The 26042-nt window shown below is 58.9% G+C and carries 29 protein-coding genes, 1 tRNA gene and 1 pseudogene; 11 read left to right on the top strand and 20 right to left on the bottom strand.

Annotated elements, in window-relative coordinates; translation table 11 throughout:
* Nucleotides 1-78: 78 nt before the first annotated feature.
* Together FFI16_RS18865 and FFI16_RS18870 are read right to left on the bottom strand one after the other, a co-directional pair.
* Nucleotides 79-630 (bottom strand): cytochrome b, encoded by a 552-nt coding sequence (locus tag FFI16_RS18865; protein ID WP_138816297.1) that lies wholly within the window; start codon nt 628-630, stop codon nt 79-81.
* Nucleotides 631-773: 143 nt separating this feature from the next.
* Nucleotides 774-1028, bottom strand: a complete 255-nt coding sequence (locus FFI16_RS18870; RefSeq protein ID WP_138816298.1) for a hypothetical protein — start codon at nt 1026-1028, stop codon at nt 774-776.
* Between the two features lie 277 nt (nt 1029-1305).
* On the opposite strand from FFI16_RS18870, the gene FFI16_RS18875 reads away from it, so the two are divergent.
* Both FFI16_RS18875 and FFI16_RS18880 read left to right on the top strand, forming a co-directional pair.
* A complete protein-coding gene (locus tag FFI16_RS18875; protein ID WP_138816299.1) occupies nt 1306-2178 on the top strand; it encodes a DUF6216 family protein in 873 nt (290 codons plus the stop codon).
* Between the two features lie 217 nt (nt 2179-2395).
* Nucleotides 2396-3622 carry an MFS transporter gene (locus tag FFI16_RS18880; protein WP_017137346.1) on the top strand — a complete coding sequence of 409 codons (1227 nt, stop codon included), beginning with the start codon at nt 2396-2398 and terminating at the stop codon, nt 3620-3622.
* A gap of 74 nt (nt 3623-3696) precedes the next feature.
* Here FFI16_RS18880 and FFI16_RS18885 read toward each other — a convergent pair whose 3' ends face one another.
* Nucleotides 3697-3981 (bottom strand): DUF6124 family protein, encoded by a 285-nt coding sequence (locus FFI16_RS18885; protein ID WP_138816300.1) that lies wholly within the window; start codon nt 3979-3981, stop codon nt 3697-3699.
* A 535-nt stretch (nt 3982-4516) separates the two neighbouring features.
* Here FFI16_RS18885 and FFI16_RS18890 point away from each other — a divergent pair.
* Both FFI16_RS18890 and FFI16_RS18895 read left to right on the top strand, forming a co-directional pair.
* Nucleotides 4517-4756 carry a type II toxin-antitoxin system RelB/DinJ family antitoxin gene (locus FFI16_RS18890; RefSeq protein WP_026013721.1) on the top strand — a complete coding sequence of 80 codons (240 nt, stop codon included), beginning with the start codon at nt 4517-4519 and terminating at the stop codon, nt 4754-4756.
* A pseudogene (locus tag FFI16_RS18895) lies at nt 4746-5071 on the top strand (type II toxin-antitoxin system RelE/ParE family toxin). Before FFI16_RS18890 ends, FFI16_RS18895 begins: the two are co-directional and overlap by 11 nt.
* Here FFI16_RS18895 and FFI16_RS18900 read toward each other — a convergent pair.
* The 7 genes from FFI16_RS18900 to dapA form a co-directional block, all read right to left on the bottom strand.
* Nucleotides 4999-5427, bottom strand: coding sequence for a DUF86 domain-containing protein (locus FFI16_RS18900; protein ID WP_138816301.1), 429 nt, complete (start codon nt 5425-5427; stop codon nt 4999-5001). The pseudogene FFI16_RS18895 and the gene FFI16_RS18900 overlap by 73 nt on opposite strands.
* Complete coding sequence (locus FFI16_RS18905) at nt 5417-5812, bottom strand: nucleotidyltransferase domain-containing protein (protein WP_138816302.1); 396 nt, start codon at nt 5810-5812, stop codon at nt 5417-5419. The genes FFI16_RS18900 and FFI16_RS18905 overlap by 11 nt, the downstream gene beginning before the upstream one ends.
* Before the next feature lie 119 nt (nt 5813-5931).
* Nucleotides 5932-6021, bottom strand: a tRNA-Ser gene (locus tag FFI16_RS18910).
* An 83-nt stretch (nt 6022-6104) separates the two neighbouring features.
* Complete coding sequence (gene purC / locus FFI16_RS18915) at nt 6105-6818, bottom strand: phosphoribosylaminoimidazolesuccinocarboxamide synthase (protein WP_017137340.1); 714 nt, start codon at nt 6816-6818, stop codon at nt 6105-6107.
* A gap of 27 nt (nt 6819-6845) precedes the next feature.
* The gene (locus FFI16_RS18920) at nt 6846-7604 is read right to left on the bottom strand and encodes an MBL fold metallo-hydrolase (protein ID WP_138816303.1); all 759 of its coding nucleotides are present in this window, start codon (nt 7602-7604) and stop codon (nt 6846-6848) included.
* A gap of 4 nt (nt 7605-7608) precedes the next feature.
* Complete coding sequence (gene bamC, locus FFI16_RS18925) at nt 7609-8724, bottom strand: outer membrane protein assembly factor BamC (RefSeq protein WP_017137338.1); 1116 nt, start codon at nt 8722-8724, stop codon at nt 7609-7611.
* 17 nt (nt 8725-8741) lie between these two features.
* Entirely contained in the window at nt 8742-9620 is an 879-nt protein-coding gene (gene dapA, locus FFI16_RS18930) for a 4-hydroxy-tetrahydrodipicolinate synthase (protein WP_017137337.1), read from the bottom strand.
* Nucleotides 9621-9893: 273 nt separating this feature from the next.
* On the opposite strand from dapA, the gene FFI16_RS18935 reads away from it, so the two are divergent.
* Both FFI16_RS18935 and FFI16_RS18940 read left to right on the top strand, forming a co-directional pair.
* The gene (locus FFI16_RS18935; protein ID WP_017137336.1) at nt 9894-10454 is read left to right on the top strand and encodes a glycine cleavage system protein R; all 561 of its coding nucleotides are present in this window, start codon (nt 9894-9896) and stop codon (nt 10452-10454) included.
* Between the two features lie 10 nt (nt 10455-10464).
* Nucleotides 10465-10938 carry a peroxiredoxin gene (locus FFI16_RS18940; RefSeq protein WP_017137335.1) on the top strand — a complete coding sequence of 158 codons (474 nt, stop codon included), beginning with the start codon at nt 10465-10467 and terminating at the stop codon, nt 10936-10938.
* 38 nt (nt 10939-10976) lie between these two features.
* On the opposite strand, the gene FFI16_RS18945 is transcribed toward FFI16_RS18940, so the two are convergent.
* Together FFI16_RS18945 and FFI16_RS18950 are read right to left on the bottom strand one after the other, a co-directional pair.
* Entirely contained in the window at nt 10977-12047 is a 1071-nt protein-coding gene (locus FFI16_RS18945; protein WP_138816304.1) for an AI-2E family transporter, read from the bottom strand.
* A gap of 31 nt (nt 12048-12078) precedes the next feature.
* Complete coding sequence (locus FFI16_RS18950) at nt 12079-12318, bottom strand: sulfurtransferase TusA family protein (RefSeq protein ID WP_010212198.1); 240 nt, start codon at nt 12316-12318, stop codon at nt 12079-12081.
* A gap of 95 nt (nt 12319-12413) precedes the next feature.
* On the opposite strand from FFI16_RS18950, the gene FFI16_RS18955 reads away from it, so the two are divergent.
* The gene (locus FFI16_RS18955) at nt 12414-13847 is read left to right on the top strand and encodes a M48 family metalloprotease (protein ID WP_138816305.1); all 1434 of its coding nucleotides are present in this window, start codon (nt 12414-12416) and stop codon (nt 13845-13847) included.
* A 67-nt stretch (nt 13848-13914) separates the two neighbouring features.
* On the opposite strand, the gene FFI16_RS18960 is transcribed toward FFI16_RS18955, so the two are convergent.
* From FFI16_RS18960 to rpoE, 4 genes are all read right to left on the bottom strand, one after another.
* A complete protein-coding gene (locus tag FFI16_RS18960; RefSeq protein WP_138816307.1) occupies nt 13915-15354 on the bottom strand; it encodes a DegQ family serine endoprotease in 1440 nt (479 codons plus the stop codon).
* A 233-nt stretch (nt 15355-15587) separates the two neighbouring features.
* Nucleotides 15588-16547 carry a MucB/RseB C-terminal domain-containing protein gene (locus FFI16_RS18965; RefSeq protein ID WP_138816309.1) on the bottom strand — a complete coding sequence of 320 codons (960 nt, stop codon included), beginning with the start codon at nt 16545-16547 and terminating at the stop codon, nt 15588-15590.
* A gap of 16 nt (nt 16548-16563) precedes the next feature.
* Entirely contained in the window at nt 16564-17151 is a 588-nt protein-coding gene (locus FFI16_RS18970; RefSeq protein ID WP_034096393.1) for a sigma-E factor negative regulatory protein, read from the bottom strand.
* Nucleotides 17152-17183: 32 nt separating this feature from the next.
* Nucleotides 17184-17765 (bottom strand): RNA polymerase sigma factor RpoE, encoded by a 582-nt coding sequence (gene rpoE / locus FFI16_RS18975; protein WP_003172477.1) that lies wholly within the window; start codon nt 17763-17765, stop codon nt 17184-17186.
* Between the two features lie 463 nt (nt 17766-18228).
* Here rpoE and nadB point away from each other — a divergent pair, with 463 nt between their 5' ends.
* Nucleotides 18229-19845, top strand: a complete 1617-nt coding sequence (nadB, locus tag FFI16_RS18980) for an L-aspartate oxidase (protein WP_138816311.1) — start codon at nt 18229-18231, stop codon at nt 19843-19845.
* On the opposite strand, the gene FFI16_RS18985 is transcribed toward nadB, so the two are convergent.
* Nucleotides 19814-20260, bottom strand: coding sequence for a hypothetical protein (locus FFI16_RS18985; protein ID WP_138816313.1), 447 nt, complete (start codon nt 20258-20260; stop codon nt 19814-19816). The two genes, nadB and FFI16_RS18985, sit on opposite strands and share 32 nt — an antisense overlap.
* On the bottom strand, nt 20244-20498 hold the full coding sequence (locus FFI16_RS18990; protein ID WP_138816314.1) for a succinate dehydrogenase assembly factor 2: 255 nt from the start codon (nt 20496-20498) through the stop codon (nt 20244-20246). Before FFI16_RS18990 ends, FFI16_RS18985 begins: the two co-directional genes overlap by 17 nt.
* 140 nt (nt 20499-20638) lie before the next feature.
* On the opposite strand from FFI16_RS18990, the gene FFI16_RS18995 reads away from it, so the two are divergent.
* On the top strand, nt 20639-21580 hold the full coding sequence (locus FFI16_RS18995) for a folate-binding protein YgfZ (RefSeq protein ID WP_138816315.1): 942 nt from the start codon (nt 20639-20641) through the stop codon (nt 21578-21580).
* Nucleotides 21581-21616: 36 nt separating this feature from the next.
* Nucleotides 21617-22438: an HDOD domain-containing protein gene (locus tag FFI16_RS19000; RefSeq protein WP_138816316.1), complete on the top strand. Its 822-nt coding sequence runs from the start codon at nt 21617-21619 to the stop codon at nt 22436-22438.
* On the opposite strand, the gene FFI16_RS19005 is transcribed toward FFI16_RS19000, so the two are convergent.
* Nucleotides 22439-23824 carry a sensor histidine kinase gene (locus tag FFI16_RS19005; protein WP_065929108.1) on the bottom strand — a complete coding sequence of 462 codons (1386 nt, stop codon included), beginning with the start codon at nt 23822-23824 and terminating at the stop codon, nt 22439-22441.
* Complete coding sequence (locus FFI16_RS19010) at nt 23817-24488, bottom strand: response regulator (RefSeq protein ID WP_017137322.1); 672 nt, start codon at nt 24486-24488, stop codon at nt 23817-23819. Before FFI16_RS19010 ends, FFI16_RS19005 begins: the two co-directional genes overlap by 8 nt.
* A 236-nt stretch (nt 24489-24724) precedes the next feature.
* Here FFI16_RS19010 and FFI16_RS19015 point away from each other — a divergent pair, with 236 nt between their 5' ends.
* Nucleotides 24725-26014: an OprD family porin gene (locus FFI16_RS19015; RefSeq protein ID WP_138816317.1), complete on the top strand. Its 1290-nt coding sequence runs from the start codon at nt 24725-24727 to the stop codon at nt 26012-26014.
* The last annotated feature ends 28 nt before the right edge of the window (nt 26015-26042 follow it).

A 26042-nucleotide genomic window follows, 5' to 3' on the forward strand; every position in this document is an offset into this window, starting at 1 on the left:
TGAGGTAGGTGGACAGGGTGTTCGTGGCGAGCCTTCATGCTTGCCTTACTCCGTAACGATAGGGAGGAAACATCACTGTTAAAGCGCATTGCGTGAGCCCGGCAGCATGCGGCGCAACGTGCTGTCGCCCAGCACGTAGTGATGCCAGAGCGCAGCAACGGCATGCACGCCCGCCAGCAGGATGATCGCCCAGGCCACATTGTTATGCAGGCCGCCCAAGGTGCCCCGCCAGGCATGATCGATCACAAAAGGCGCGGGCACGGTAAACAGTCCGAAAAAATTGAAAGGCTCGCCTTGAGCCCAGCGAAACAGGAAGCCCAACACAATCTGCGACACCAGCAACACGTAAAGGCAACCATGCGCCAATTTCGCCAGCAGGTTAAGCGCTGGGTGACTGTCGGCCTTGGGCCGAGTGCCGCCGAACAAACGCCACACAATTCGCGCGGCAACCAGCAGCGCCATGGCGATGCCCAAGGAGATATGCACCGATTGCAGGCCCTTGCGCAGCGGTGTGCCCTTCTCCAGGTTTTCCCAGATATGCGCACTGGCAAACATGAAGATCACCACGGCGGCGGTCAGCCAGTGGAAGCTGCGGGTGAGACGGTCGTAGCGGTCGGATGCTGTGTTCATGGGCGTTTCCTGGGTGGCCTGTGGAGTGAACACCGCAGTGGCAGAAGTTATTCGGTGAGGGCCGAATAATTTTTGCCGATGGGGAAACGAAGAAGCCCCGTCGCTGGTTCAGCGACGGGGCTTTTTTATGCGGTTTTTATGACTCAGCTCCCACGTTCTTTGTTGGCTTGAGAAAGGACCGATGCCGCCAGGGACTTGGTGTCCCCACTGTATTTATCACTTTGAAGGGCTTTGCCGGCTTTTTCCTCCATGTGCGCGCTCGTTTGCTTATCAGTACCGGTCTGGGACAGCGCTGACGCGGCCAGGCTTTTGGCGATGGCCGAGGCGTTTGGATTATTCAAGGTTTCGGCGGCCAAGGTCGCCAGGGTGCTGGAGGTCTTTTTTGTGTTTTTGCTCATGGTGCATTTCCTTTGCGTTTGAGGAGAAAGCCTACGAGTGAATGACTCGTCGTCAGAAGATAGTGAGTTAAATATTCCTGCGCAACGAACTGGCTGTAGCCTTTGTTTTTAAAACATGTAAGAAGAATTCCAGAGTTATGTAGTACCCACCCGGTTCGATGTTCGACGCAATGATAATGTTTGAAAAATGGCCTTCTTTTCATTAGATTTTCGCCCGGCCAGTGACAACAACTTCGCTGACGCGCGGCTCTCTAATAACCCTTCAAGGATGACCTGCATGTCCCAACCTGCACTCAACGACAACATCGTCACATGGACATTTCAAAACTACGCCGCCATCGTCGGGCTGCTCAGTGGCCTGGCAATATGTGCGCTGGTTTTATACATCTACTCGCGCTCAGGCTCGTTGATATTTCTGCGTGACTTGATGTGGCGGTTTTTTGGTGGCTCGACCACGTTTGAAAACCCAAAATATGAAGCCACCCGCAAAGATCTGCGCGAAGTTGAATATTATCGGTTCGAATTCAATATCCCCGCGCAAAGCCTGGAACACGCGCGGCAAGCCGATCAGTGGATCACTGATAACCACTTCAGTTACAACGATGTGGCCAGGGTCAGAAAGTACATTGACTGGAAAGACTTCACTCAGTTGTCGCTTAAAGAGGCAATGATCACGCCCTTCAAACGCAATTGGTTTTTGGGGTTGGGCGCCTTCTTCCTGGCGATTATCAGCATCACGCCGCCATTGGCTGACTCCAGCTACCTGATGGTGTCGTTGAAAAAAGCTGCGGATGTACCGTCATTTTATCTTTCGGAAAACAACGCCAAATTCCACTTCTGGCCCAGCGAGACATTATCGGTCGATGAGTGCAAATCACCAACAGCACTGGAAAAGTTCTATAACGAGGACTTCTCCGAAAGCACCATCAATACCATTTGCACACTATTTCTTTCGCCCACCTACGCTGAAAACGTAAAAACCGGATTGAAGGAGCAAAAAGGCTTTTTGCTGTTCATCGCCTGCCTGTCAATATTTGCGGTTTTTTGTATATTGACCAAGCTCTCGCGCTTGGGCGTGGCCCGCAAACTCCATGACCAGATGGCCGCGCAGAGTACAAATACGACTGCAGAGACCGCCGCTCAACCGTAAACACTGTCACTGTGGCGAGCCTGCTCGCCACAAGCCTATTTCCTTAGCAAGCTGGCTCATCGACCATAAAGGCCGCCCCAGAGCGTCGAATCGATTGCACTGATGGTTATTATCGAAACGAGCGCCTGTGTGATTGCCAGCACCGGTTCCTATAATCGCCTCCACTTTCCCTCCCCTTCGCCTGGCTTCAGGCGACATTCCCTCTGGAACCGACACCATGCCAAGCCCCAGCCAGGCCCACAGCGGCCGTCCCGAACATAATCAACAAAGTGTCAAACAGCAGTGGCTGGCGATTCTCTCGGTCGCCGTAGGCGCTTTCGCCCTGGTAACCAGTGAGTTTCTGCCGGTAGGCGTGCTCAATGACGTCGCCAGCGACCTGGGCATCAGTGCCGGTCACGCCGGCCTGATGGTGACCCTGCCCGGCATCATGGCCGCCCTCGCCGCGCCTTTGCTGTCGGTGATCATTGGTGGCATGGACCGTCGTTACCTGCTGATCGGCTTGACGCTGATCATGATCATCGCCAACACGGTAGTGGCCTACGCCAGCGACTTCAGCCTGCTATTGTTCGGCCGTGTACTGCTGGGCATCAGCATCGGCGGCTTCTGGGCCACGGCGATTGCTCTAAGCGGCCGCTTGGCGCCCAAGGGCGTGGGCGTAGCGAAGGCGACCTCGATCATCATGATGGGCGTGACCCTGGCCACCGTGCTGGGCGTGCCCGTCGGCACCTGGCTCAGCGGCCTGATGGGCTGGCGCATGACCTTCCTGGTGACCGCGATTGTCGGCGTGCCGGTGCTGCTGGCCCAGGTGTTCCTGCTGCCGCGACTCACGCCGGAGAAAGCCATCCAGATCCGTGACCTGCCCGCCTTGTTTATCAACCCACAAGCGCGGGTCGGTTTGATCGCCGTGCTGCTGATCGGCCTGGCGCACTTTGCTGCCTACACCTATGTGGCGCCGTTCTTCAAAAACAGTTCAGGCTTCGACGGCCCGACTATCGGCTCACTGTTGCTGCTGTATGGCGTGGCCGGCGTGATGGGCAACGTGTTTGCCGGTTTCGCCGCCAACCGCAGTGTGCGTCATACCCTGCTGCTGGTCGCGCTGATGATCGGCACCAGCACCGCGCTGTTCCCTCACTTCGCCACCGGCATGACCGGTGCCGCGATGCTCATCGCACTCTGGGGCTTCGCCTTCGGCGCCTTCCCGGCCTGCGCGAGTATCTGGATGTTCGTGGTCGCACCTAAAGACGTCGAACGCGGCATGCCGCTGTTCGTTGCCCTGTTCCAGGTGATCATCGCCTTGGGTTCGTTCTTTGGCGGCCGGATCGTGGACCAGATGGGCAGCGCAATGCTGTTGAGCCTGGCCACGGCGCTGGTGGGGCTTGGGTTTGTGACCGTGCTGGTGTTGGGGCGTAATGTGAGTAATAGCTTGGCGGCGCAGCCTGGCTGATAGGACTCGGTAACCACTAAAAAGCCTGCTGAGCATTGAGCTCGGCAGGCTTTTTTTGTTTCAGGGGTAGAGGGTTAGTTGCCTGGTTTATCCGTTGGGACATGACGCTCAAGTGCAGCGTCCACCAGTGCCTGAGCGTTCTCGATCAATTGCGCCAGGCCCATGATCACGGGTGACTGCGTGCTGTCCGGGTCTTCGGCGCATTGGTAGGCGGTTTGAAGGGCGGATGCGAGGATTTCGGAGGCGTTGGCCAGGGCTTCTTCGGTGCCGACGTCGGCGCCTACGTGGAAGATTTTGCGAGGTTCACCGTCGGATTCGGCATTGAAAGCATCGGTCGGGTTGGGGGTGATCTTTTTCATGATGTAACTCCACGTTTTGAAAAGGAGCTACCACTCCCTGCTGTCAAACAGGATTGGGTGGCAGCTGTACGCGGGTTGACAGACCGGAAACGTGGAAACCCGGCGCACCCGAAGGTGCCCCACGCACAGCCGCCATAACAGATGGGCACAGACAAGATCTGGAACCAGTTTGGGGATGCACAGAGATCGCACGTTATTCGGTCTGTCAAAACCGGTCGCCATGAGGGCGACGGCGGAAGGTTAGCGTCCTGCCTCAACCAGTGCAAGCCCGTGCGGGAGCTGCAGAGCCACCGCCACGGGTAATCACGCTTTTGGAAACGCCCAGTAATGAGTGTTCCCACAATGAAGCTTGTGTACCCGAGCCTCTGGGCTAGCCTCAAAAAGATCGCTGGTGTGCTGAGGAGCCTCTATGACACATGGACATTGTGACGCGCTAACAAGGGAGTATGCGAACGCCATACATCCCGACAGGCTTGCCAATAAGCCCCTCTTGATCCAATGTAATGACCAACGTCATTACACGAGGATCTTTCCCATGGCGACTATAAGCATTCGTATCGATGACGACCTGAAAGCGCGCGCCTATCTCGAACTGGAAAAGCTCGGCGTTACGCCTTCCGAACTGATGCGCCAGGCCCTGCAATACGTGGCGGATCGCGGCCAGCTACCTTTCAAGCCTGTTCTGATGACCGAGGAAGATGAAGCGTTGATGGCCACCGTCCGGGAACGATTGGCATCGCCTCAACGGGTAAAGGTTTCTATAGATGACCTATAGCCTTGATTTCGATGCGCGTTGAAGGAGTGGCAAAAGCTCGGCGACACCATTCGTCAGCAGCTCAAAAAGAAGCTGGTGGAAATCCTGAACAACCCACGTATTGAAGCCAATCGCCTGCATGACCTGCCCGACTGCTACAAAATCAAGCTACGCAGCAGCGGTTACAGGTTGGTTTGTCAGGTGATCGATCTGGAAATCACAGTGGTGGTGGTGGCCATTGATAAACGGGAGCGTGAGCAGGCTTATCGTAAAGCGGGCGCTGCATCCTTAGTCAGGATAAAGGCGCTATACGCCAGAAAATCATCTAAATGCTGAGTGATGATTGCAACAGTGATCGGCAACTGAAGCGTTTGATACTCATGCACTGCGATATTGCGGAAACCGACCATGTTTTTCAGGTTGGTCAGCAGAGACGATTGGACCCAACCGCCTCGTGATAGCAACTCAAACACGTCCCGGGCTCCCTGAGGTACACCCAGTCGTTCACGTCGAATTAGGTGCTGCCCCATATCCAGAGCGGCCTCACAAGCACGCTGAATATTAAGAATTGCCGCATCCTGACGGGTGAAGTCAGTAGCAAAACCGGCGGGGTCCTTGTCGTATTCCTCTCGAGCGCGAGCGACACAACGCTCAATGCTCGACGCTTTGTTGATGAGCACATCATCGACCATGTACTTTTCCTTCCTTCTGGATATCGGCCAGCAACCCTGCCCTTGCAGTGTCCAGCTCGGTTTTTTCGCTGAGGATGTAACTTTCGAAAATACCTGCCTGGCTGTCCTTGTTCCAGAGCCTGCGCCCTGTTGTTATGACTTGATATTGCATGACGGTGGACGCCGCCCGCAGGTCGAGTAAATCAACGGGCACCGCCACAATGTCAGCAAGCTCTCCAGCTAACCGCCACAACAGCAGCGGGTCCACAGAGCCCGCAGCAAGCACTGCCAAGTCCAGATCGCTGTCAGCATGTGCCTCGCCTGTCGCCTGACTGCCAAAGACATAAACCGCGATCAGATCAGGAATACTGGCCAATAAGTGAGCCAACACTTGATCAACGTTCATGTTGCGCCCCACGTGTCATCTGATGAATGACCGTAGCAGAAATCGCCTCGACATTTCTGCCCCAAACAAAAAACCCCCAACAACAATTAAGTTATCGGGGGTTTTTCGTTATTCAATAATGGCGGAGAGATAGGGATTCGAACCCTAGGTACCGGTGAAGGTACAACGGATTTCGAATCCGTCCCATTCGGCCACTCTGGCATCTCTCCAACGGCGCGCATCATAACAGTGTGTTTCGCGAAAGCAAACCAAAAAATCGATTTTTTTCCGTGCTATCAGATGCTTGCGTCGATTACAGCGGTACGCCGAGACGGTTGGCGACTTCTTCGTAGGCTTCGATGACGTCACCGAGGCCTTGGCGGAAGCGGTCTTTGTCCATCTTCTTCTTGGTGGCTTTGTCCCACAGGCGGCAGCCATCCGGGCTGAATTCGTCGCCCAGGACGATGGTGCCGTCGTGGAACACGCCGAATTCGAGTTTGAAGTCGACCAGCAGCAGGCCTGCGTCGTCGAACAGCTTGCTCAGCACGTCGTTGACCTTGAGGGACAACTCCTTCATGCGTACCAATTGCTCAGCGGTGCCCCAGCCGAATGCCACTACGTGGGATTCGTTGATGAACGGGTCGCCCTTGGCGTCGTCCTTCAGGAACAGCTCGAACGTGTAAGGGTTGAGCTTGAGGCCCTCTTCCACGCCCAGGCGCTTGACCAGGCTGCCGGCGGCGTAGTTACGCACGACGCATTCGACCGGGATCATGTCGAGCTTCTTGACCAGGCACTCGTTGTCGCCCAGCAGTTTGTCGAATTGGGTCGGAATGCCGGCCGCTTCGAGTTTCTGCATGATGAAGGCGTTGAACTTGTTGTTCACCATGCCTTTGCGATCAAGCTGTTCGATGCGCTTGCCGTCGAACGCCGAGGTGTCGTTGCGAAACAGCAGGATCAGGCGGTTGGCGTCGTCGGTCTTGTATACCGACTTGGCTTTGCCGCGGTAGAGTTCTTCACGTTTTTCCATGATGGGCTCCGCTTGCTAAATGGTGGGCTAGGCGATGTGTCGCCAGTCGAGCCCTGAATCTTGATCGGCCAGTTGCAGCCAGTCCGGGTCGCACCCAAGAGTGTCGACAAAACATTGCCGGGCCAGCTGCGGCAGGTTGTTCTTGCTGCTCAGGTGGGCCAGGACCAGGTGTTGCAAGTCTTGCCAGCCCAACTCATACACCAGGTACGCCGCCTGGTGGTTGTTCAAATGTCCCAGCTCGCCGCCTACCCGCTGCTTGAGAAAGTAGGGGTAATGCCCACGTGCCAGCAGGTCGCGGCAGTGGTTGGACTCGATCATCAAGGCATCGAGGTCACGGTAACCGTCCAGCACCTTGGAGCAGTAGGAGCCCAGGTCGGTGAGCACGCCGAAACGCCGCTGGCCGCCACTGAATACATACTGCGTCGGTTCCTGGGCGTCGTGCGCTACGGCAATCACATCGATGCTCAAGGCACCGACCTGCAGCGTCTCGCCACCGGCCAGGAAACCTGCGGGTTCTATGGGTTTGCGCATCCCGCGCAAGGTGCCGCGACTGAGGTACACCGGAAGATTGTAGCGCCGAGACAGCAAACCCACGCCATGCACGTGGTCGGCATGTTCGTGGGTCACCACAATTGCGCTCAGCTGCGCGGGGTGAACCCCCAGGCGCAGCAGGCGCCGCTCGGTTTCTTTTAACGAGAAACCACAATCCACCAGCACATACGTGTCGTCATGTGCGACCAGCGTGCCGTTCCCTTGGCTACCGCTGCCGAGAACGGCAAAACGCATCGGATCAGCCCAGGTTGTCCTGAATCACGCCCAACACTTTGCGCGCTGTTTCAGCCGGCGCAACGGTGTTGATGTTCTTCTCGACGGTCACTTGCACGCTCTCGCCCACCTTGCTCAAACGAACCTGGTAACGCTCGGCACGGGTTTCGATCTCTTCCTTGGTCGGCTTGCTGCCGAACAACTTGCCGAAGAAACCTGGCTCGTCGTCTTTCTTCTCGGCCTTTTCCGCTACGTTGATGTAGTACAGGCCCAGGCTGCGGTTGATATCTTCAACGCGCCATGGACCTTGCTCCAACGCACGGCCAACACTGGCCCACGCACGGTCGAGGTCTTCACCCAGGGTGAGCACCACGTTGCCGCTGCCGTCCTCGGTGAGGCTGACGCGGTTAGGCGTGTCGAAGTTACCGGCGGCGAGCAGGGAAACCGAACCGCCCTTCTCGGAGATACGGCTCATGCTGGCCAGCATCTCGTCGACCAACGCGGCGTCTACGCCCATGTTGACCGAACGCGGGGTGAAATCGACGTTGGCAGTGCTGCCGGCAGGACGCTCGGCGCTCACCACGTAGACTTCACTGGTATTACGCTGCACGCCTGGTTCGATGCGCACACGCACGCGGGCTTCGCTGTCGGGCGCTACACCGCTCGCCTGCAGGCGCTTGGCCATGCTGGCGGACAGTTCGCTGCCGTGCTGCCATGCCGTGGTGAACTCACCGGTTTGCGGGCGTTGCTGATCAATGCTGAAACCGTTGTCCTGGAAGAACTGCACCGCCACTGGCCAGACTTCAGCCGGTGGGCGTTGAGCCATGATCCAGCGGTTGTCGCCGCTCTTTTGCAGGCTGTAGTCGCTGGTGTCCGCCACGGCCGAGATCGGCTGCGGGCGTGGCACTACGTACTCGCCCTTGGTGGTGTCATCGGCGACGTTGCGCGGAATCGGCAGCAACGGGTCAAGGCGCTTGGCGACGTTGACGTCCGGCGGCAGTTGCATCGGTTTGGTTGCTTGGGCTTCCAGGTAATCGCTGCCGCGGTCACGGAAGTAGCCTTCCGGGCCCCATACCCAACCGCAGCCACTGGTGCTGGAGATAATCAAGGCAAGTGCGGAAAGTCCGGCCAATCGCTTCATGCGTAGTGCTTCCTCAATTAAACCAGGACGCCGGACTGGCGCAGGGCCTGTCGCAGCGGTTCGTGACAGGCTTCGCTGAGCCGGGTGAGCGGCAGACGGATACCGTCCGGCATCAAGCCCATCTCAAACAGCGCCCATTTCACGGGAATAGGGTTGGATTCGATAAACAGTGTCTTGTTGAGCGGCATCAGTTGCTCGTGGATCGCACGGGCTTTTACCGCGTCACCGGCGATGGCGGCGGCGCACATGTCGCTCATGGCGCGCGGCGCGACGTTGGCGGTCACCGAGATGTTGCCTTTGCCACCCAGCAGGATCAGCTCAACCGCTGTGGCGTCGTCACCGGAATACACCAGGAAGTCGCTGCTCACGCCGGCCAGGATGTCCTTGGCGCGCTGCAGGTCGCCGGTGGCTTCCTTGATGCCGATGATGTTCGGCACGGTGGACAGGCGGATCACGGTCTCGGCCTTCATGTCGCAGGCCGTGCGGCCAGGAACGTTGTAGAGGATCTGCGGGATGTCAACGGCTTCGGCAATGGCCTTGAAATGCTGGTACAAACCTTCCTGGGTCGGCTTGTTGTAGTACGGGGTTACCAGCAGGCAGGCATCGGCGCCGGCTTTCTTGGCGTTCTTGGTCAGCTCGATGGCTTCACGCGTCGAGTTGGCGCCCGTGCCGGCGATTACGGCAATGCGGCCCGCCACGCGCTTGACCACGAATTCGATGACCTGGATGTGTTCTTCCACATCAAGGGTGGCCGATTCACCTGTGGTGCCGACCGCCACGATGGCGTTGGTGCCTTCTTGCAGGTGGAAGTCCACCAGTTTGCCAAGGCTGTCCCAGTCGAGATGACCTTGTGCATCCATGGGTGTGACCAGTGCCACCATACTGCCCGCAATCATGCAACCGCTCCTGCCGGAAAAAGAGAGCCGTAATGGTACTGGCGCCAAGATGCTTGTACAAGCGAAGTACCGCCTGAGGATGCGTTCTGGGCCAACTAAACGACGGGCAATGCCATCATTGGGCCAAAGCGCGGCTTGAAGCACGCTGAAATCAGACCGATCGCGTAATGAAAACGCCACCTCCTAGCCCTTGGCGATGGTTTTCGCTACCCTTCATCCTTTGATCGATACAGCCCACACGGTATCGACCGCTCATCGCTTTAGGAAGGCTGCATGTCCACCCCCACAGTTCGCGAACAATTCCTTGTTATCAGTGCCCTCGGCGCCAACCCCATGGAGCTGACCAACGTCCTGTGCCGCGCCAGCCATGAGAACCGCTGCGCCGTCGTGACCTCCCGCCTCACCCGCCACGGCGAGTGCAGCGCGTTGGTTCTGCAGATTTCCGGCAGCTGGGACGCCCTGGCGCGCCTCGAAACCGGCTTGCCGGGCCTGGCCAAGAAGCACAACTTCACGGTCAACGTAGTGCGCAGCGCCGCCCTGGAAAACCGCCCGCAGGCCCTGCCTTATGTGGCGTATGTCAGCTCGGCCTACCGCTCGGACATCGTCAATGAGCTGTGCCAGTTTTTCATCGACCACAACGTCGAGCTGGAAAACCTGACCTGCGACACCTACCAGGCACCGCAAACCGGCGGCACCATGCTCAACGCCACGTTCACCGTGACCTTGCCGGCCGGCGTACAGATCAGTTGGCTGCGTGACCAGTTCCTGGATTTCGCCGATGCCTTGAACCTCGACGCACTGATCGAGCCGTGGCGCCCACAGAACCCAATGTAAGGAAGTACCTATGCCGGTAGCCATCGACAAACCCGTGGCCGATTTCGAAGCCCAGGCCACCAGCGGCCAGACGTTCAGCCTTGCCGCCCTCAAGGGCAAGCAAGTGGTGATCTACTTCTACCCCAAGGACAGCACCCCGGGTTGCACCACTGAGGGTCAGGGTTTTCGTGACCAGTACGCCGCGTTCAAGGCCGCCAACACCGAAGTGTTTGGCCTGTCGCGAGACAGCGTGAAGTCTCACGAGAACTTCAAGGCCAAGCAGGAATTCCCTTTCGAGCTGATCAGCGACAAGGACGAAGCGGTTTGCCAGCTCTTTGATGTGATCAAGCTGAAGAAGCTGTACGGCAAGGAATACCTGGGCGTTGACCGCAGCACTTTCCTGATCGACAAGGATGGCGTGCTGCGTCAGGAATGGCGTGGTGTGAAAGTGCCGGGCCATGTGGATGCGGTGTTGGCGGCGGCGCAGGCATTGAATAAAGCTTGAGTCATAATTGGGGCGAACCTTTAGTTCGCCCCAATTGTTTACAACAAAGGCGCCACCACCGGCTCTTGCCGCGGCCACGCATCCAGTACGGCCTTAAACAGCGTCGCCAGCGGGATTGCAAAGAACACGCCCCAGAACCCCCACAGCCCTCCGAACAACAGCACCGCGCAGATAATCGCCACCGGGTGCAGGTTGACGGCCTCCGAGAACAGCAGCGGCACCAGCACGTTGCCATCCAGGGTCTGGATAATGCCGTACACCGCCATCAGGTAGATGAACTGATCGCTCCAGCCCCACTGGAACAACGCAATCAACATCACCGGCACGGTCACCACCACCGCGCCCACATACGGCACTACCACCGATATACCCACCAGCAAGGCCAGCAGCGCCGCGTAGTTCAGCCCGAGCGCGACAAACGCGATGTAGGTGACGCCGCCACAAATCACGATCTCAATGACTTTGCCGCGAATATAGTTGGCGATCTGCCGGTTCATTTCTTCGGCGACCCTGGTAATCAACGCCCGTTCACGTGGCAGGTAGCCACTGACCCAGCGGCCGATCATCTCGCGGTCCTTGAGGAAGAAAAACACCAGGATCGGCACCAGCACCAGGTAGATCATGATGTTGACCAAAAGCGGCAGGCTGGACAGGGAAAACGTCAGCGCCCATTGCCCGAATTTTCCGATCTCGCCGCGCGCCACTTCGATAGCCTGCAACACTTGCTCGTCCGACACCAAATGCGGATAGCGCTCCGGCAACAGCAGCAACAGTGATTGCCACTTGGCGAGCATGCCCGGCAACTCGTTGAACAAGGTGATCAACTGATGCCACAGCAATGGCAGCACCACCACGATAAACACCACCAACAGCCCCATGAACAGGGCAAAGACCAGCCCTACCGCCAGGCCACCGGGCAAACGCAAACGCTCAAGGGTAGTGACCAGGCCCTGCATCAGGTACGCCAGCACCATGCCCGCCAGTACCGGTGCCAGCATGCCGCCCAAGGTGAGCACGGCGGTAAAGGCCAGGAACAGCAGGACGGCCAGCACCACCGCTTCTTCATCGGAAAAATAGCGCTGAATCCAGTCTCGTAACACTTTGAACATCAATCAACCTCGGGTGGTGGGGGCGAACAGTTCAGGCCTTGCGCAACCAGTAACGGTACACACCGGCAGCGTCTTCTTCGTGTAGCAGCGTATGCCCGGCCAGCTTGGCAAAAGTGCGGAAATCGCGCTGGGAGCCTGCGTCCGTGGCGATCACCTTGAGCACGGCACCACTGGCCAAACGGTTGAGTTCCAGCTTGGCCTTGAGCAGGGGCAGCGGGCAATTGAGGCCACTGGCATCAAGTTCGGCGTCAAAGGCTACAGCGTCGGTCATCGGTTTGCTCCGGGCATGCGTTTGGGGTGCTTAGAATATCTGGTCCGAAGCTCAGTGTCCGGCTACAGTAAGCTCTTTGTCGAAAGGCTTTGTGCATGACTTTTTTGCGCCCTACCCTGCTGACGCTGGCTTGCCTGCTGGCCTCCCCGGCCTTCGCTGACGACCTGCCGTCACTCGGCGACGCCAGTTCTGCCATTGTCTCACCGCAACAAGAGTTCCAACTGGGCCGCGCATGGCTGGCCTACCTGCGGGGCCAGGTTTCGCAGCTCAATGATCCGCAGCTCAAGGATTACGTCGAAACCAGCGTTTACAAGCTGGTGGAGACCAGCCAGGTGAATGACCGGCGTCTGGAATTTATCCTCATCGACAGCCCGCAGCTCAACGCCTTTGCCGCACCCGGCGGGATTGTCGGGGTTAACGGCGGCCTGTTCCTGAATGCCCAGACCGAAGGCGAATATGCCTCGGTACTCGCTCACGAATTGGCTCACTTGTCCCAACGTCACTTTGCGCGAGGTGTGGAAGCGCAGTCGCGCATGCAGATCCCGATGATGGCCGCCCTGCTCGGCGGCATTATCGCGGCGGCAGCGGGTGCGGGCGATGCTGGTATTGCCGCGATTGCAGGCAGCCAGGCGGCAGCTATCCAGGAGCAGCGCAGGTTCTCGCGCCAGAACGAACAAGAGGCTGACCGTATCGGCATCCTTAACCTGGAAAAAGCCGGTTACGACCCACGCTCCATGCCGACCATGTTCGAACGCCTGATGCGCCAATACCGTTTCGACGCCAAGCCACCGGAGTTTTTGCTGACTCACCCGGTGACCGAATCGCGTATTGCCGACACCCGTAACCGCGCCGAACAAGCCAAACCCGGCGGCAAGGAAGACAGCTTGCGCTATCAACTGATTCGCGCACGGGTACAACTGCAATACGAAGACACGCCGGGGCTGGCCGCCAAGCGCTTCCAGGCGCAGTTGGACGAGAACCCGAAAAACGATATAGCGCGTTATGGCCTTGCCATTGCGCAGATCAAGGGCACTCAGTTCAAAGAAGCGCGGGAAAGCTTGCAGCCGCTGCTGGCCAAGGCGCCCAACGACATTACCTACAACCTGGCGCAGATCGAGTTGGATATCGACAGCAACCGTTTGCCGGATGCCCAGCAACGTACTGATCGTATGCTGGCCCAGTACCCCGGCAGCTATCCGCTGAATCAGATACGCATCGATGTGCTGCTCAAGCAGAACCGTACGGCCGATGCTGAAAAGGCACTGGATGGGTTGCTCAAGTCGCGGCCCGATGATCCGGATGTGTGGTATCAGGTGGCCGAGACTCGCGGCTTGTCCGGCAATATCATTGGTTTACATCAGGCGCGTGCCGAGTACTTTGCACTGGTGGGTGACTTCAAGCAGGCTATTCAGCAACTGGACTTTGCCAAGCGTCGGGCCGGCAACAACTTCCCACTGTCTTCGCGCATCGACGCGCGCCAGCGTGAGCTGATCGAGCAGGAACGCCTGGTGAAAGGGATGATGAGCTAAAACCATCGCCCACAAAAAAGCCCCGCTTTCGTTAACCGAAAGCGGGGCTTTTTATTGAGCTAGCGGATTACTCGGCCAGCTTGAAGGTGATGAAACTTGCACGCCCCTGACGCAGTACGCGCATCGACACCGAGCGATTCTTCGGCAACGCTTTGGCGATGTCCGTGAATTCCTTGGTGGAGTTGATCGCCTGGTTGTTCAAGTGGGTGATCACGTCGCCCGGCTGCAGGCCGATCAAGGCGGCTGGGCCGTCCTGGACTTCTTTGATCACAACACCGCTCTTGAGGTCGAAGCTCTTCTTCTGCTCGTCGGTCAGCTCAACCACGGCAATGCCCAAGCGATTGCTGCTGCGCTCTGCGCCTGGTTTGGCGTTGCCCAGTGCATCCAGGGTTGCACCCTCTTCCGGGATCGCGCCAACGGTCAGCTCAACGGTCTGGCGCTTGCCGTCACGAATCACTTCAAGCTTGGCTTTGCTGCCGGCTTTCAGGGCGCCTACCAGATGCGGCAGGTCGGCGGACATAATGATCGGCTGGCCATTCATGCTCAGGATCACGTCGCCCACTTGCAAACCACCTTTGGCAGCCGGGCCGTCGTCCTGGATCTGCGCGACCAGGGCACCGGCCGGCTTGTCGAGGCCAAACGATTCAGCCAGGTCTTTGTTCACTTCCTGGATCACCACACCCAACCAGCCACGACTGACCTTGCCACCGCTTTTGAGTTGGTTGGAAACGTCCATGGCCACGTCGATCGGAATCGCGAAGGAAACGCCCATGAAACCACCGGAACGGGTGTAGATCTGTGAGTTGATGCCCACCACTTCGCCCGCCAGGTTGAACAGCGGACCACCGGAATTACCCGGGTTGATCGGCACGTCGGTCTGGATGAACGGCACGTAGTTTTCATTGGGCAGGCTGCGGCCGATGGCGCTGACGATGCCCTGGGTTACGGTGTGGTCAAAGCCGAACGGTGAACCGATAGCAACCACCCACTGCCCGGCTTTCAGGTCCTGGGATTTACCCAGCTTCAGCACGGGCAGGTCTTTGCCTTCGATTTTCAGCAGGGCCACGTCGGAACGCGGGTCGGTGCCCACCAGCTTGGCTTTCAACTCACTGCGGTCGGCCAGGCGTACGAGAATTTCGTCAGCGTCGGCAATCACATGGTTATTGGTGAGGATGTAACCATCCGGCGAGATGATGAAGCCCGAGCCCAGGGACTGTGCCTCACGCTGCCCGCCACCGCCGCCACGCGGGGAACGTTGTTGCGGCATGCCACGCTCGAAGAACTCGCGCAGCATCGGCGGCAAGCCTTCCAGGTCGGGCATCTGCTGGTTCGAGACTTTACGATCCGGCAGCTTCTGCGTGGTACTGATGTTCACCACAGCAGGCGAAGCCTGCTCCACCAGTTGGGTAAAGTCAGGCAATTCGGCCGCTTGCGCGGACACGGCCTGACCCAGCACCAATACCGTGGCGACTATGGTTAGGTAAGACTTCAAACGTGGTATCGACATACAGCTCCCGTTACGACGAGCAGGGTTGAGCGACAGGGTTCAAGAAACGCCGAAAACTTCGACCGGCATTTTTGTTCCGCGAACAAAATAAGGTCAGAGCCGACAAGCTCTGACCTATAAAAAACATGGGGATTTTTTGCAAGTGAAAATACTGATCCAGAAATTTCATGCTCTCAGCCCCAACCACGCAAAGGCTCACATTGAAAGGTCAGGATGAACATAGGATTAACGGCTCATGGCTTGACGGCGGTCTTTTCGCCGCGCACCGACAGCGCGATGCGTTCGGCGGTGCCAATAGGGATTTCGCCGACAACCGTCACCATCACTTCGCCATCGACCGTGTTCAGACGGCGCGACACAGCAACCGTTGGGCCAAGCTGCGTGCGTGTTTCGCTCACGCTCGCACCGTCGGTGGATTCAAGAAACACTGAGAAACGTGCAAGGCCATCGTCGTACATCAGGCTGTCGACAGTGGCGTGGGTTTGAGTATCTTTTCGCGAGACGCTGCTGGTGAGCTGAAAACCGGGAGGCAGCCAGTCCAGATGCCATGCGTGGGTAGCGGGCACCTCGGGGGCTTTGGTGCTGGAAACAGCGACAGGTGAACATTCACTGCTGGGCTGTAAGTCACGATCCGACAGCGCAGCCGAAGTGTTCAGTCGAGTGAACTGAAAACGCTCCAAGAGCTGGCCCTGTTCATTGAGCAACAGGGACTTGAGTGGCAGCGCGGTTTCACGATCCAGGTGCAACTCAAAGCCATATCGGTATTGATCACGCGGATTGATCGACACAATCACCGCATTGCGACCGGCCACGCGAGATTTGCCAATGACGGCCAGTTCGTAGAATTGAGTAAGTTTTTGCGGATCCAGAGCGCGCGAAGGCGCATCCGGTGAGTTGCCAAGGCCGGCAACCAAGGTGCCACTGACACATTGCGTACGTCCATCTACCCGCACCAGTTCCTGGGCAGAACCGTCGAGTTGCAACAGCCGCTCGCGGACGTGACCGTCCTGGACGCGATGCCAGATGTCATGGGTAGAGAAACTGCCGTTACGCTCGTAGACGAACGTACCTGCAAAGCTTTGCTGCTGCTCTGCACGCCCAAGTCGAGTCAGCCAGTCTTGGGCTTCGTCGGCATGGGCGGATAGTGCAAAACAACCACTGAGCAAAAGCGTAAGGAGCGGTATGGCGCGCATAGGGCCCCTTAGCGGTTTAGCGGTTTTCCAGGCTGGCTGCACGAGCATATGGCAGAGCGCTTTCAGTGCCTTTCAAGGCCGATTCCTGTGCGTGTTGGCGCAGGTAGCCTGGAAGACGCTGGTCCTGCCAGCCGGATTGCCCTTGAAGTACGCCGTTGGCCATAGGGCCGGTGGCATCAGAGCTTTCCTTGTAGCCGGCCAGTACCGCTGGGCCTTTGACTTGCGGACCGGCCATGACCGGTTGCTGAGTCTGCTGGGCCAGTTCGGCACCGGCAATTTCGTCCTGGTTGTACAGGCGAACACCAGCCAACACGGCAACAGTCACCGAGGCAGCTACTGCCAGGCGACCCAGGCTACGCCATGGACCACGAGCAGCTTTTGCCGGAACGGCTTCATCGGCCAACGCGGCAGAAACGGCCGCAGCAATATCCAGACGAGGGATTAAAAGATCCTTGTGCATCACCGCCCGAGCGACTTGGTAACGAGACCAGGTATCACGGGTTTCGGCATCATCAAATGCATTGAGCACTCGACGAAGTTCCAGTTCATCCGCTTCGTTATCCATCACTGCGGACAGCGATTCCTGCAGGGCATCACGACTCATGGCGGTTCCTCTCTTGGCTGTCGCCGCTGTCTTTAGTTTTCTTGCAACAACGGTTGCAAGGCTTTGTCGATGGCTTCCCGGGCCCGGAAAATCCGTGACCTTACAGTCCCCACCGGACATTGCATGACGCTCGCAATGTCTTCGTAACTGAGACCATCGAATTCACGTAAAGTTAACGCCGTACGCAAATCTTCTGGCAGTTGCTGAATAGTGCGATGAACGGTGCCCTCGATCTCGTCGCGCAGCAAAGCACGTTCCGGCGACTCGAGATCTTTGAGGCCGTGATCACCATCGTAAAATTCTGCATCTTCTGAACTTACATCACTGTCCGGTGGGCGGCGGCCGCGAGACACCAGATAGTTCTTCGCCGTGTTAATGGCGATGCGGTACAGCCACGTGTAAAACGCACTGTCACCGCGAAAATTGCCAAGTGCACGGTACGCCTTGATAAAGGCTTCCTGTGCAACGTCCTGCGCTTCATGGGTGTCGTGCACAAACCGCACGATCAACCCGAGAATTTTGTGCTGGTATTTCAGCACTAGCAGATCAAATGCTCGCTTATCGCCACGTTGAACGCGCTCGACCAGCTGCTGATCCTCTTCCTGGGTTAGCATGAACACTCCTCGTTGTACTCACAGGAGGCTTGCATAACTAAACGATCAGGCTTGCAAACATAGACTAGGACTTCTCGCAAAAGTTCTCCCCCTCCAAGCAAGTTTCCGGCATGCACTGATTTGGCACACACGAAAAACGCAGCGCGGGCTAGGCCGGCTGCGCGAATAATCTTGTCGCCGGTTTTCTGACGCGTCCAATGCTCCCGACGGGCCAATAAACTCAACGTTTTCCCAGCTTTCGGGCAACCTGCTATTGAGTCGGGGCTCATGCAAAAAGTTCCCATCTCAATAGCCGGCCCATATGACCCCAGCTGTGCACCGTAATTTCACATTGCCACGAATGCCCGGCTATTGTGCCGCTCCCCCCCTCTATATACTAGTGGCCCGTGTGACCCTTTGATTCGCCGATCCAGGCGTCCTGTTTGCGCCAGCCCTTTGGATCGCTTTTTGCGGAATCCTTCAAATGAGCCAACAGTTTCAACACGATGTCCTGGTGATCGGTAGCGGTGCGGCCGGCTTGAGCCTGGCACTCACCCTCCCCAGCCACCTGCGCATTGCGGTCCTGAGCAAGGGCGACCTGGCCAATGGCTCGACTTTCTGGGCCCAGGGCGGTGTCGCAGCCGTGCTGGACGACACCGATACCGTGCAATCCCACGTCGAAGACACCCTTAACGCCGGCGGCGGCCTGTGCAACGAAGACGCGGTGCGCTTCACCGTCGAGCATAGCCGCGAAGCCATCCAATGGCTGATCGACCAAGGCGTGCCGTTCACGCGCGACGAACACGCCGGCAGCGATGACGGCGGATTCGAATTCCACTTGACCCGCGAAGGCGGCCACAGCCATCGCCGCATCATCCACGCCGCCGACGCTACCGGCGCCGCCATCTTCAAGACGTTGCTCGAACAAGCCCGCCAACGCCCCAACATTGAACTGCTGGAGCAACGCGTCGCCGTCGACCTGATCACCGAAAAACGCCTGGGCCTGGACGGCGAACGGTGCCTCGGCGCCTATGTGCTCAACCGCGCCAGTGGCGAAGTGGATACCTACGGCGCACGCTTCACCATTTTGGCCTCAGGCGGTGCCGCCAAGGTCTATCTCTATACCAGTAACCCCGACGGTGCCTGCGGTGACGGCATCGCCATGGCCTGGCGTTCAGGCTGTCGGGTGGCCAACCTGGAATTCAACCAGTTCCACCCCACCTGCCTGTATCACCCGCAAGCCAAGAGTTTTTTGATCACCGAAGCCCTGCGCGGCGAAGGTGCACACCTGAAACTGCCCAACGGCGAGCGCTTCATGCAACGCTTCGACCCACGTGCCGAACTGGCGCCACGGGATATCGTGGCCCGCGCCATCGACCACGAAATGAAGCGCCTGGGCATCGACTGCGTGTACCTGGACATCAGCCACAAACCCGAAGCCTTCATCAAGACCCACTTCCCCACCGTCTACGAGCGTTGCCTGGCGTTCAACATCGACATCACCAAAGGCCCGATCCCGGTGGTGCCGGCTGCGCACTACACCTGCGGCGGCGTGATGGTCGACCAACACGGCCGCACCGATGTGCCGGGGCTGTATGCGATTGGCGAAACCAGCTTCACCGGCCTGCACGGCGCCAACCGCATGGCCAGCAACTCGTTGCTCGAATGTTTCGTTTACGCGCGCTCGGCCGCTGCCGACATCCTTGAGCAATTGCCGCGTATTCCAGTGCCCGCCGCCCTGCCGCGCTGGGACGCCAGCCAAGTGACCGACTCGGACGAAGACGTGATCATCGCCCACAATTGGGACGAACTGCGCCGCTTCATGTGGGACTACGTAGGCATTGTGCGCACCAACAAGCGCCTGGCGCGGGCTCAACACCGCGTGCGTTTGCTGCTGGATGAGATCGACGAGTTCTACAGCAACTACAAAGTCAGCCGCGACCTGATCGAGTTGCGCAACCTGGCCCAGGTTGCCGAATTGATGATCCGCTCAGCCATGGAGCGCAAGGAAAGCCGCGGCCTGCATTACACCCTCGACTACCCGCAAATGCTGCCCGAAGCACGCGACACTATTCTGGTGCCAGCCACCTACGGCGACTGAACTTAAGGCGTACCCGCAGGCGCCGGTGCACATCGGCGACCTGCGAATCCATCGGTACACAAACAGAACGCACCCACCACTCGCCTTTCACCCGATAGCGCAGCACCACGATCAGCGGCAACGCCAGGCTGTCGGGGCGCAACTGCACGCTGTGCCAGCCGCGCCCGACACTGAACAACTGCCAGCCATCTTCGTCGCGGCGCAGGCCACGAATCGACGAACGGTGAGTCAGCAGGATATGCCGCGGCAACACCCAGGCGGCATGCGCCAGGCACACCAGAATGCCGAGGCTTGCGAAGGGCAAATCAATAATCAACAAGGCACCCAGTGCGAACGCCTGGGCAAGCAGGTACGCCGCCAGCATCAGCCTAGAGGCCTGCCAGCGGCATTCAAACGTATTACTTGGGCTGGACACGATCCAGAATCATCCGAACCATGCGCTGCAGTTCCGGGTCTTCGGATTCGGCGCGCTCCATGAACCAGCCGAACATGTCCTGGTCTTCGCACGTCAGCAGCCGCACATAGAGGTCGCGGTCTACCTTGTCCAGCGTCGCGTACATCTCTTTAGTGAACGGCACCAGCAACACATCCAGCTCCAGCATGCCACGGCGGCTGTGCCAGTAGAGGCGGTTGATTTCTACTTCTTCTACCATGGACTGCTCCTCAAATAGCGCGCAAGTATACAGGCCCGACGGCAGCGGGACACTCGGCTTTGGTCGGCCCATACGGAAACTATCCATTTGCCGGGCGCCCCTCTATGATGCACCCATGACTTTTTGACCTGCGAAGACCCATGGCCGACTCTGCTTTTTTCTGCCCCCTGACGCACGAAGGCGTCCTTGCTGTCCGCGGCTCCGACGCTGCCAAGTTCCTGCAAGGGCAACTGACCTGCAACCTCAATTACCTGAGCGACACCCAGGCCAGCCTCGGCGCGCGCTGTACGCAAAAAGGCCGCATGCAGTCGAGTTTTCGCATCCTGCTGCAAGGTGACGGCGTGTTGCTGGCCATGGCCACCGAGCTGCTCGAACCGCAACTGGCAGACCTGAAGAAATACGCGGTGTTCTCCAAATCCAAGCTCACCGACGAAAGCGCCGCCTGGGCACGCTTTGGCTTGTCGAATACGGATCACACCCTGGCTGCCCTCGGCCTTGAGCTGCCGGCCGACACCGACAGCGTGGTGCGCACCGACACATTGATTGCCATTCGTGTCTCCCCGAACCGCGCCGAACTCTGGGTGCCTGCCGAACACGCCGAAACGGTACGCCAGCAATTGGCCAGCCAACTGCAACAAGCCGACTTGAATGACTGGCTGCTCGGCCAGATCCGCGCCGGCATCGGCCAGGTCATGCCGCAAACCCGCGAACTGTTTATCCCGCAGATGCTCAACCTGCAGGCCATTGGCGGCGTGAGCTTCAAAAAAGGCTGCTACACCGGCCAGGAAATCGTCGCGCGCATGCAGTACCTGGGCAAACTCAAGCGCCGCCTGTATCGCCTGAGCCTCAGTGCCACGCAATTGCCCGAGCCAGGCACACCGCTGTTCTCGCCCAACCATAACAGCGCGATCGGCGAAGTCGTGATCGCGGCAAAAGCTGACCAATCAATTGAACTTCTGGCCGTGCTGCAAGCCGAAGCTGCCGAAAGCGGCGATGTGCACGTCGGCACCCTGGAAGGCCCCGGCTTACAACTGCTCGACTTGCCGTACCAACTGGATCGCGATAAAGAGATCCAGCGTTAATCGCCGTACCTTTTTGCAGCACCCTAGAGAGCATGAATGAACAAGCTGGCGGAAAAAGTCCAACAGGCTTTGGTGACGGCCATCGACAACGATGACCTGGTTCTGCCGACATTACCGGAAGTGGCCTTGAACATTCGTCAGGCCGCCGAAGACCCGGATATCAGCATCAGCCACTTGAGCAAAGTGATCGGTCGCGATACCGCCCTGTCGGCGCGCCTGATCAAAGTGGTCAACAGCCCGCTGCTGCGCGCCACCCAGGAAGTCACCGACCTGCATACCGCCATCACGCGGCTGGGCACCAACTACAGCAGCAACCTGGCCATCGGCCTGGTCATGGAACAGATCTTCCACGCCCGCTCCGAAGTCGTCGAACTGAAAATGCGCGAAGTGTGGCGCCGCAGCCTGGAGGTGGCGGGCGTGAGTTATGCCCTGTGCCGCAACCATAGCCAACTCAAGCCAGACCAGGCGGCCCTCGGCGGGCTGGTGCATCAGATTGGCGTGTTGCCGATCCTCACCTACGCCGAAGACCATTACGAGCTGCTGGCCGACCCGGTCAGCCTCAACCATGTGATCGACAGCATCCACCCGTTGCTGGGCGACAAACTGCTGGGTGTGTGGGATTTCCCGGAGATGCTGGCCAAGCTGCCGGGGCAGTACCTGGACCTGGAGCGCGACTCCCCACGCCTGGATTACATCGACGTGGTGCAAATCGCCGCACTGTATTGCCACCGCGGCACCGCGCATCCATTGGCCAACGTAGACGTTACCAGCCTGCCGGCGCTCAAGAAACTGCGCATCGACCCCTACAGCGAGACACTGCGTGCCGAGCTCGATGAAGCGCGCTCAATGTTCTACTGACTACCCCGCGATAAAACTCACCCGCACCTTCAACCCCGCCAATTCACCATCATGCAGGCTGATCTGGGCCAAATGCGCGCGGCAGATCTCGCCGACAATTGCCAGCCCCAAGCCTGAGCCCATGCCCTGTTGGCTGCGGCGGTAGAAACGTTCGAAGACCCGGTCCCGTTCATCCAGCGGGATGCCTGGGCCGTCATCTTCAACTTCGAGGATGGCCGGCGCGGTCACCCGCAGGATCACATTACCGCCCGGCGGAGTGTGAGCCAGGGCGTTATCTACCAGATTGCTCAGCAGTTCATTCAACAACGTCGGCTCACCGCGCAGCCACACCGGTTCATCCGCCTCCAATGCCAAGGCAACGCCCCGCGCGTGGGCCAGCGGCGCCATGGCCATGCCCAGTTCCCGCGCCAGCTGGCTGAGGTCGAGCAATTGCGCACCGCCTTCGGCAATCGCGCGGGCACCGTTTTCGATGCGCGCCAGCGACAGCAATTGGTTGGCCAAGTGGGTCAGACGGTCGGTGCCTTGGGCCGCTGTTTCCAAGGTGCTGCGCCAGGTTGCCGGGTCACTGCTGCGCAGGCCAAGCTCAAGCCGGGCCTTGAGCGCCGCCAGTGGGGTGCGCAGTTCGTGGGCGGCGTCGGCAATAAACTGCGCCTGGCGCTCGAACTGGCCGCGCAGGCGCTCGGTGAAATGATTGAGCGAGCGCACCAACGGGCCGAACTCATGTTGCACCTCCACCAGCGGCAGCGGGCGCAAATCATCGGGTTGGCGTTCTTCCACGGCGGTGCGCAGGCGTTCCAACGGGCGCAGCGCCGCACTCACGGCAAACCACACCAGCAACAACGCACCGACCGCCAGCATGCCCAGGCGCAGCAGCGTGTCGGCCATCAGGCTGCGGGCCATGCTTTCGCGCGCCTCGTCAGTTTCGGCCACGCGAATTTCCGCCATGCCGTTCATGTTCGGCTCCGACACCGCCTTGAGCAGGCTCACCACCCGCACATGCTGGCCCTGGTACATGGCGTTGTAAAATCGCGCCAACGCCGGGTAATCATCGGTACGCGGCGTACCCGGCGGCGGGCCAGGGAGGTTTTCGTAGCCGGAGATCAGCTTGCGATCGATGTCATTGACCTGATAGTAAATCCGCCCGGCGCTGTCGTAGGCGAACGTGTCCAGCGCCACATACGGCACATTGGCGCTCAGGGTGCCGTCCACCTGGGTCAACCCGGCGGCAATGGTGCGCGCCGAGGCCAGCAACGTGCGGTCATAGGCGGTGTCGGCGGCTTCGCGACCATTCCAATAAGCACTCATGCCGCTGGCGAGCATCAACACTACCAGCAGCAGCGCCAGGTTCCATAGCAACCGCCAGCGCAGGCTGCTGGGCTTATGCATCGCGGGCTTCCAGCAAGTAGCCAAGGCCACGGAACGTCACGATGGCGATGGGCTGGCCGTCGAGTTTCTTGCGCAGGCGGTGCACGTAGATTTCGATGGCGTCCGGGCTGGCTTCCTCGTCCAGACCGAATACTTGAGAAGCCAGTTGCTCCTTGCTCATCACGCGGCCGGGCCGCGCGATCAGCGCCTCAAGCACCGCCTGCTCGCGGGAGGTCAGCGTCATCAGCTCGCCACCCACGGTGAAACGCCGGGTATCCAGGTCGTAGACCAGCACGCCGCACGCCTGCTGACGCTCACCACCCAGCACACTGCGGCGCAGCAGCGCCTTGACCCGCGCTTCCAGCTCGGTCAGCTCAAAGGGTTTGGCCAGGTAGTCATCAGCGCCCAGGTTCAGGCCATGCACACGGTCTTTAACATCACTGCGCGCCGTCAACATCAGCACCGGCAGATTTTTCCCACGCGCCCGCAGACGCGCCAACACCTCAAAACCGTCCATGCGCGGCAGCCCCACATCGAGGATCACCACCGCATATTCCTCGCTGCTCAAGGCCAGGTCCGCGGCCACGCCGTCGTGCAACACGTCGACGGTCAAACCCGTGCTCTTGAGCGCTTGGGCAACACTTTCGGCGAGTTGCAGATGGTCTTCAACCAAGAGGACGCGCATGGATTTTCACCTCGTTCGGGCATGGTCGACGCCACGCTTTGGCGGGCAGTTTACAGGCGCCGCCTGCCCTGTGAAGCCCGAAAACATTGAAAGACAACTGAAAGGTTAGTGAAAGCTTCGCCCTTTAGCATCCAGCAACGGTGGGTAATGCCCGCTGAGCTACCTGATCCGTAGCGCCCGAAAAACGCCTCGAAGCGTTTTCGCCAAAAATAAGAACAATAACGGAGTACACCACAATGCTGTCGACCCAGCCCCAGGCTTGCCCGCCTGTGCGTTTTTCCCGTCTTGCCAAGACCGCCCTTGCCAGTGCCACCGCCCTTGCCGGCTTTTCGCCGCTTAGCCAGGCTGCCTTCTTCGAAGACAGCAGCGCTACGCTGGAAACCCGCAACATGTATTTCAACCGCGATTTCCGTGACGGCACCAGCGCGCAACAATCCAAGCGCGACGAGTGGGCGCAGGGCTTCATGCTCAACCTGCAATCGGGCTACACCGACGGTACCGTCGGTTTTGGCGTGGACGCGCTGGGTATGCTTGGGGTCAAGCTCGACTCCAGCCCCGACCGCACGGGCAGCGGCTTGCTGCCCACCGATAACGGCCGGGCTGTCGACGACTACTCCAAACTCGGCCTGACCGGCAAAGTGAAGATCTCTGCCACCGAACTCAAGATCGGCGCGCTGATCCCTGAACTGCCGATCCTCAAGCCCAACGACGGCCGCATCCTGCCGCAGACCTTCAACGGTGGCTTGCTGACCTCCAAAGAATTCAAGAACCTGGTGTTTACCGGCGGCCGCCTGGATAAAGCCAAAGACCGAGACTCCACCGACTACGAAGAGATCGCCCTTAACAACAAGAACAGCCGTTTCGTCAGCGGCGCTACCGGCAAGCACTTCAACTTCGGCGGCGTGGACTACAAGTTCGCCGACAAGATCACCGGCAGCTACCACTTCGCCCAACTCGATGACGTGTACCGCCAGCACTTCCTCGGCCTGGTCGCCTCACGCCCGCTCGGCCCCGGCACCTTCGGCACTGACCTGCGCCTGGCCATCAGTGATGACACCGGTGCGGCCCATGGTGGCAAGATCGACAACAAATCCCTCAACGGCCTGTTCAGCTATGCCCTCAATGGCCATAAGCTCAGCGCCGGCTACCAGCACATGTCTGGCGACAGCGCCTTTCCGTATGTGGATGGGGCCGACCCATACCTGGTCAACTTCGTACAGATCAACGACTTTGCCGGCGCCGAAGAACGCTCCTGGCAAGCGCGCTACGACTACGATTTCGCCAAGCTGGGCATTCCCGGCCTGAGCTTCATGAGCCGTTACCTGTCAGGTGACAACATCAAGCTCAAGAACGGCGAGACCGGCAAGGAGTGGGAACGCAACAGCGAGATCCGCTACATCGTACAAAGCGGCACGTTCAAGGATGTCGCGTTTCGCCTGCGTAATGCCACGTATCGTTCCAACTACTCGGCCCGTGATGCGGATGAAGTGCGCGTGCTGGTGAGTTACAGCCTGGCTCTTTGGTAGTCGTACCCCATAACAACAAGACGGAGTT

It is taken from the genome of Pseudomonas sp. KBS0710 (assembly GCF_005938045.2).
In the GTDB taxonomy this organism is placed as follows: domain Bacteria; phylum Pseudomonadota; class Gammaproteobacteria; order Pseudomonadales; family Pseudomonadaceae; genus Aquipseudomonas.

Bases quoted from the DNA above. Each gene is read 5' to 3' on its own strand.
- FFI16_RS18960 (WP_138816307.1), bottom strand. From the start codon at position 15,354: ATGTCGATACCACGTTTGAAGTCTTACCTAACCATAGTCGCCACGGTA.
- FFI16_RS18905 (WP_138816302.1), bottom strand. From the start codon at position 5,812: ATGAACGTTGATCAAGTGTTGGCTCACTTATTGGCCAGTATTCCTGAT.
- purC (WP_017137340.1), bottom strand. From the start codon at position 6,818: ATGGAAAAACGTGAAGAACTCTACCGCGGCAAAGCCAAGTCGGTATAC.
- FFI16_RS18935 (WP_017137336.1), top strand. From the start codon at position 9,894: ATGTCCACCCCCACAGTTCGCGAACAATTCCTTGTTATCAGTGCCCTC.
- FFI16_RS18885 (WP_138816300.1), bottom strand. From the start codon at position 3,981: ATGAAAAAGATCACCCCCAACCCGACCGATGCTTTCAATGCCGAATCC.
- FFI16_RS18875 (WP_138816299.1), top strand. From the start codon at position 1,306: ATGTCCCAACCTGCACTCAACGACAACATCGTCACATGGACATTTCAA.
- FFI16_RS18955 (WP_138816305.1), top strand. From the start codon at position 12,414: ATGACTTTTTTGCGCCCTACCCTGCTGACGCTGGCTTGCCTGCTGGCC.
- bamC (WP_017137338.1), bottom strand. From the start codon at position 8,724: ATGAAGCGATTGGCCGGACTTTCCGCACTTGCCTTGATTATCTCCAGC.
- rpoE (WP_003172477.1), bottom strand. From the start codon at position 17,765: ATGCTAACCCAGGAAGAGGATCAGCAGCTGGTCGAGCGCGTTCAACGT.
- FFI16_RS18970 (WP_034096393.1), bottom strand. From the start codon at position 17,151: ATGAGTCGTGATGCCCTGCAGGAATCGCTGTCCGCAGTGATGGATAAC.
- FFI16_RS18940 (WP_017137335.1), top strand. From the start codon at position 10,465: ATGCCGGTAGCCATCGACAAACCCGTGGCCGATTTCGAAGCCCAGGCC.
- FFI16_RS18900 (WP_138816301.1), bottom strand. From the start codon at position 5,427: ATGGTCGATGATGTGCTCATCAACAAAGCGTCGAGCATTGAGCGTTGT.
- FFI16_RS18950 (WP_010212198.1), bottom strand. From the start codon at position 12,318: ATGACCGACGCTGTAGCCTTTGACGCCGAACTTGATGCCAGTGGCCTC.
- FFI16_RS18890 (WP_026013721.1), top strand. From the start codon at position 4,517: ATGGCGACTATAAGCATTCGTATCGATGACGACCTGAAAGCGCGCGCC.
- FFI16_RS18965 (WP_138816309.1), bottom strand. From the start codon at position 16,547: ATGCGCGCCATACCGCTCCTTACGCTTTTGCTCAGTGGTTGTTTTGCA.
- FFI16_RS18990 (WP_138816314.1), bottom strand. From the start codon at position 20,498: ATGGTAGAAGAAGTAGAAATCAACCGCCTCTACTGGCACAGCCGCCGT.
- FFI16_RS19000 (WP_138816316.1), top strand. From the start codon at position 21,617: ATGAACAAGCTGGCGGAAAAAGTCCAACAGGCTTTGGTGACGGCCATC.
- FFI16_RS18945 (WP_138816304.1), bottom strand. From the start codon at position 12,047: ATGTTCAAAGTGTTACGAGACTGGATTCAGCGCTATTTTTCCGATGAA.
- FFI16_RS18870 (WP_138816298.1), bottom strand. From the start codon at position 1,028: ATGAGCAAAAACACAAAAAAGACCTCCAGCACCCTGGCGACCTTGGCC.
- FFI16_RS19005 (WP_065929108.1), bottom strand. From the start codon at position 23,824: ATGCATAAGCCCAGCAGCCTGCGCTGGCGGTTGCTATGGAACCTGGCG.
- FFI16_RS18995 (WP_138816315.1), top strand. From the start codon at position 20,639: ATGGCCGACTCTGCTTTTTTCTGCCCCCTGACGCACGAAGGCGTCCTT.
- FFI16_RS18920 (WP_138816303.1), bottom strand. From the start codon at position 7,604: ATGCGTTTTGCCGTTCTCGGCAGCGGTAGCCAAGGGAACGGCACGCTG.
- dapA (WP_017137337.1), bottom strand. From the start codon at position 9,620: ATGATTGCGGGCAGTATGGTGGCACTGGTCACACCCATGGATGCACAA.
- FFI16_RS18880 (WP_017137346.1), top strand. From the start codon at position 2,396: ATGCCAAGCCCCAGCCAGGCCCACAGCGGCCGTCCCGAACATAATCAA.
- FFI16_RS18865 (WP_138816297.1), bottom strand. From the start codon at position 630: ATGAACACAGCATCCGACCGCTACGACCGTCTCACCCGCAGCTTCCAC.
- nadB (WP_138816311.1), top strand. From the start codon at position 18,229: ATGAGCCAACAGTTTCAACACGATGTCCTGGTGATCGGTAGCGGTGCG.
- FFI16_RS19015 (WP_138816317.1), top strand. From the start codon at position 24,725: ATGCTGTCGACCCAGCCCCAGGCTTGCCCGCCTGTGCGTTTTTCCCGT.
- FFI16_RS19010 (WP_017137322.1), bottom strand. From the start codon at position 24,488: ATGCGCGTCCTCTTGGTTGAAGACCATCTGCAACTCGCCGAAAGTGTT.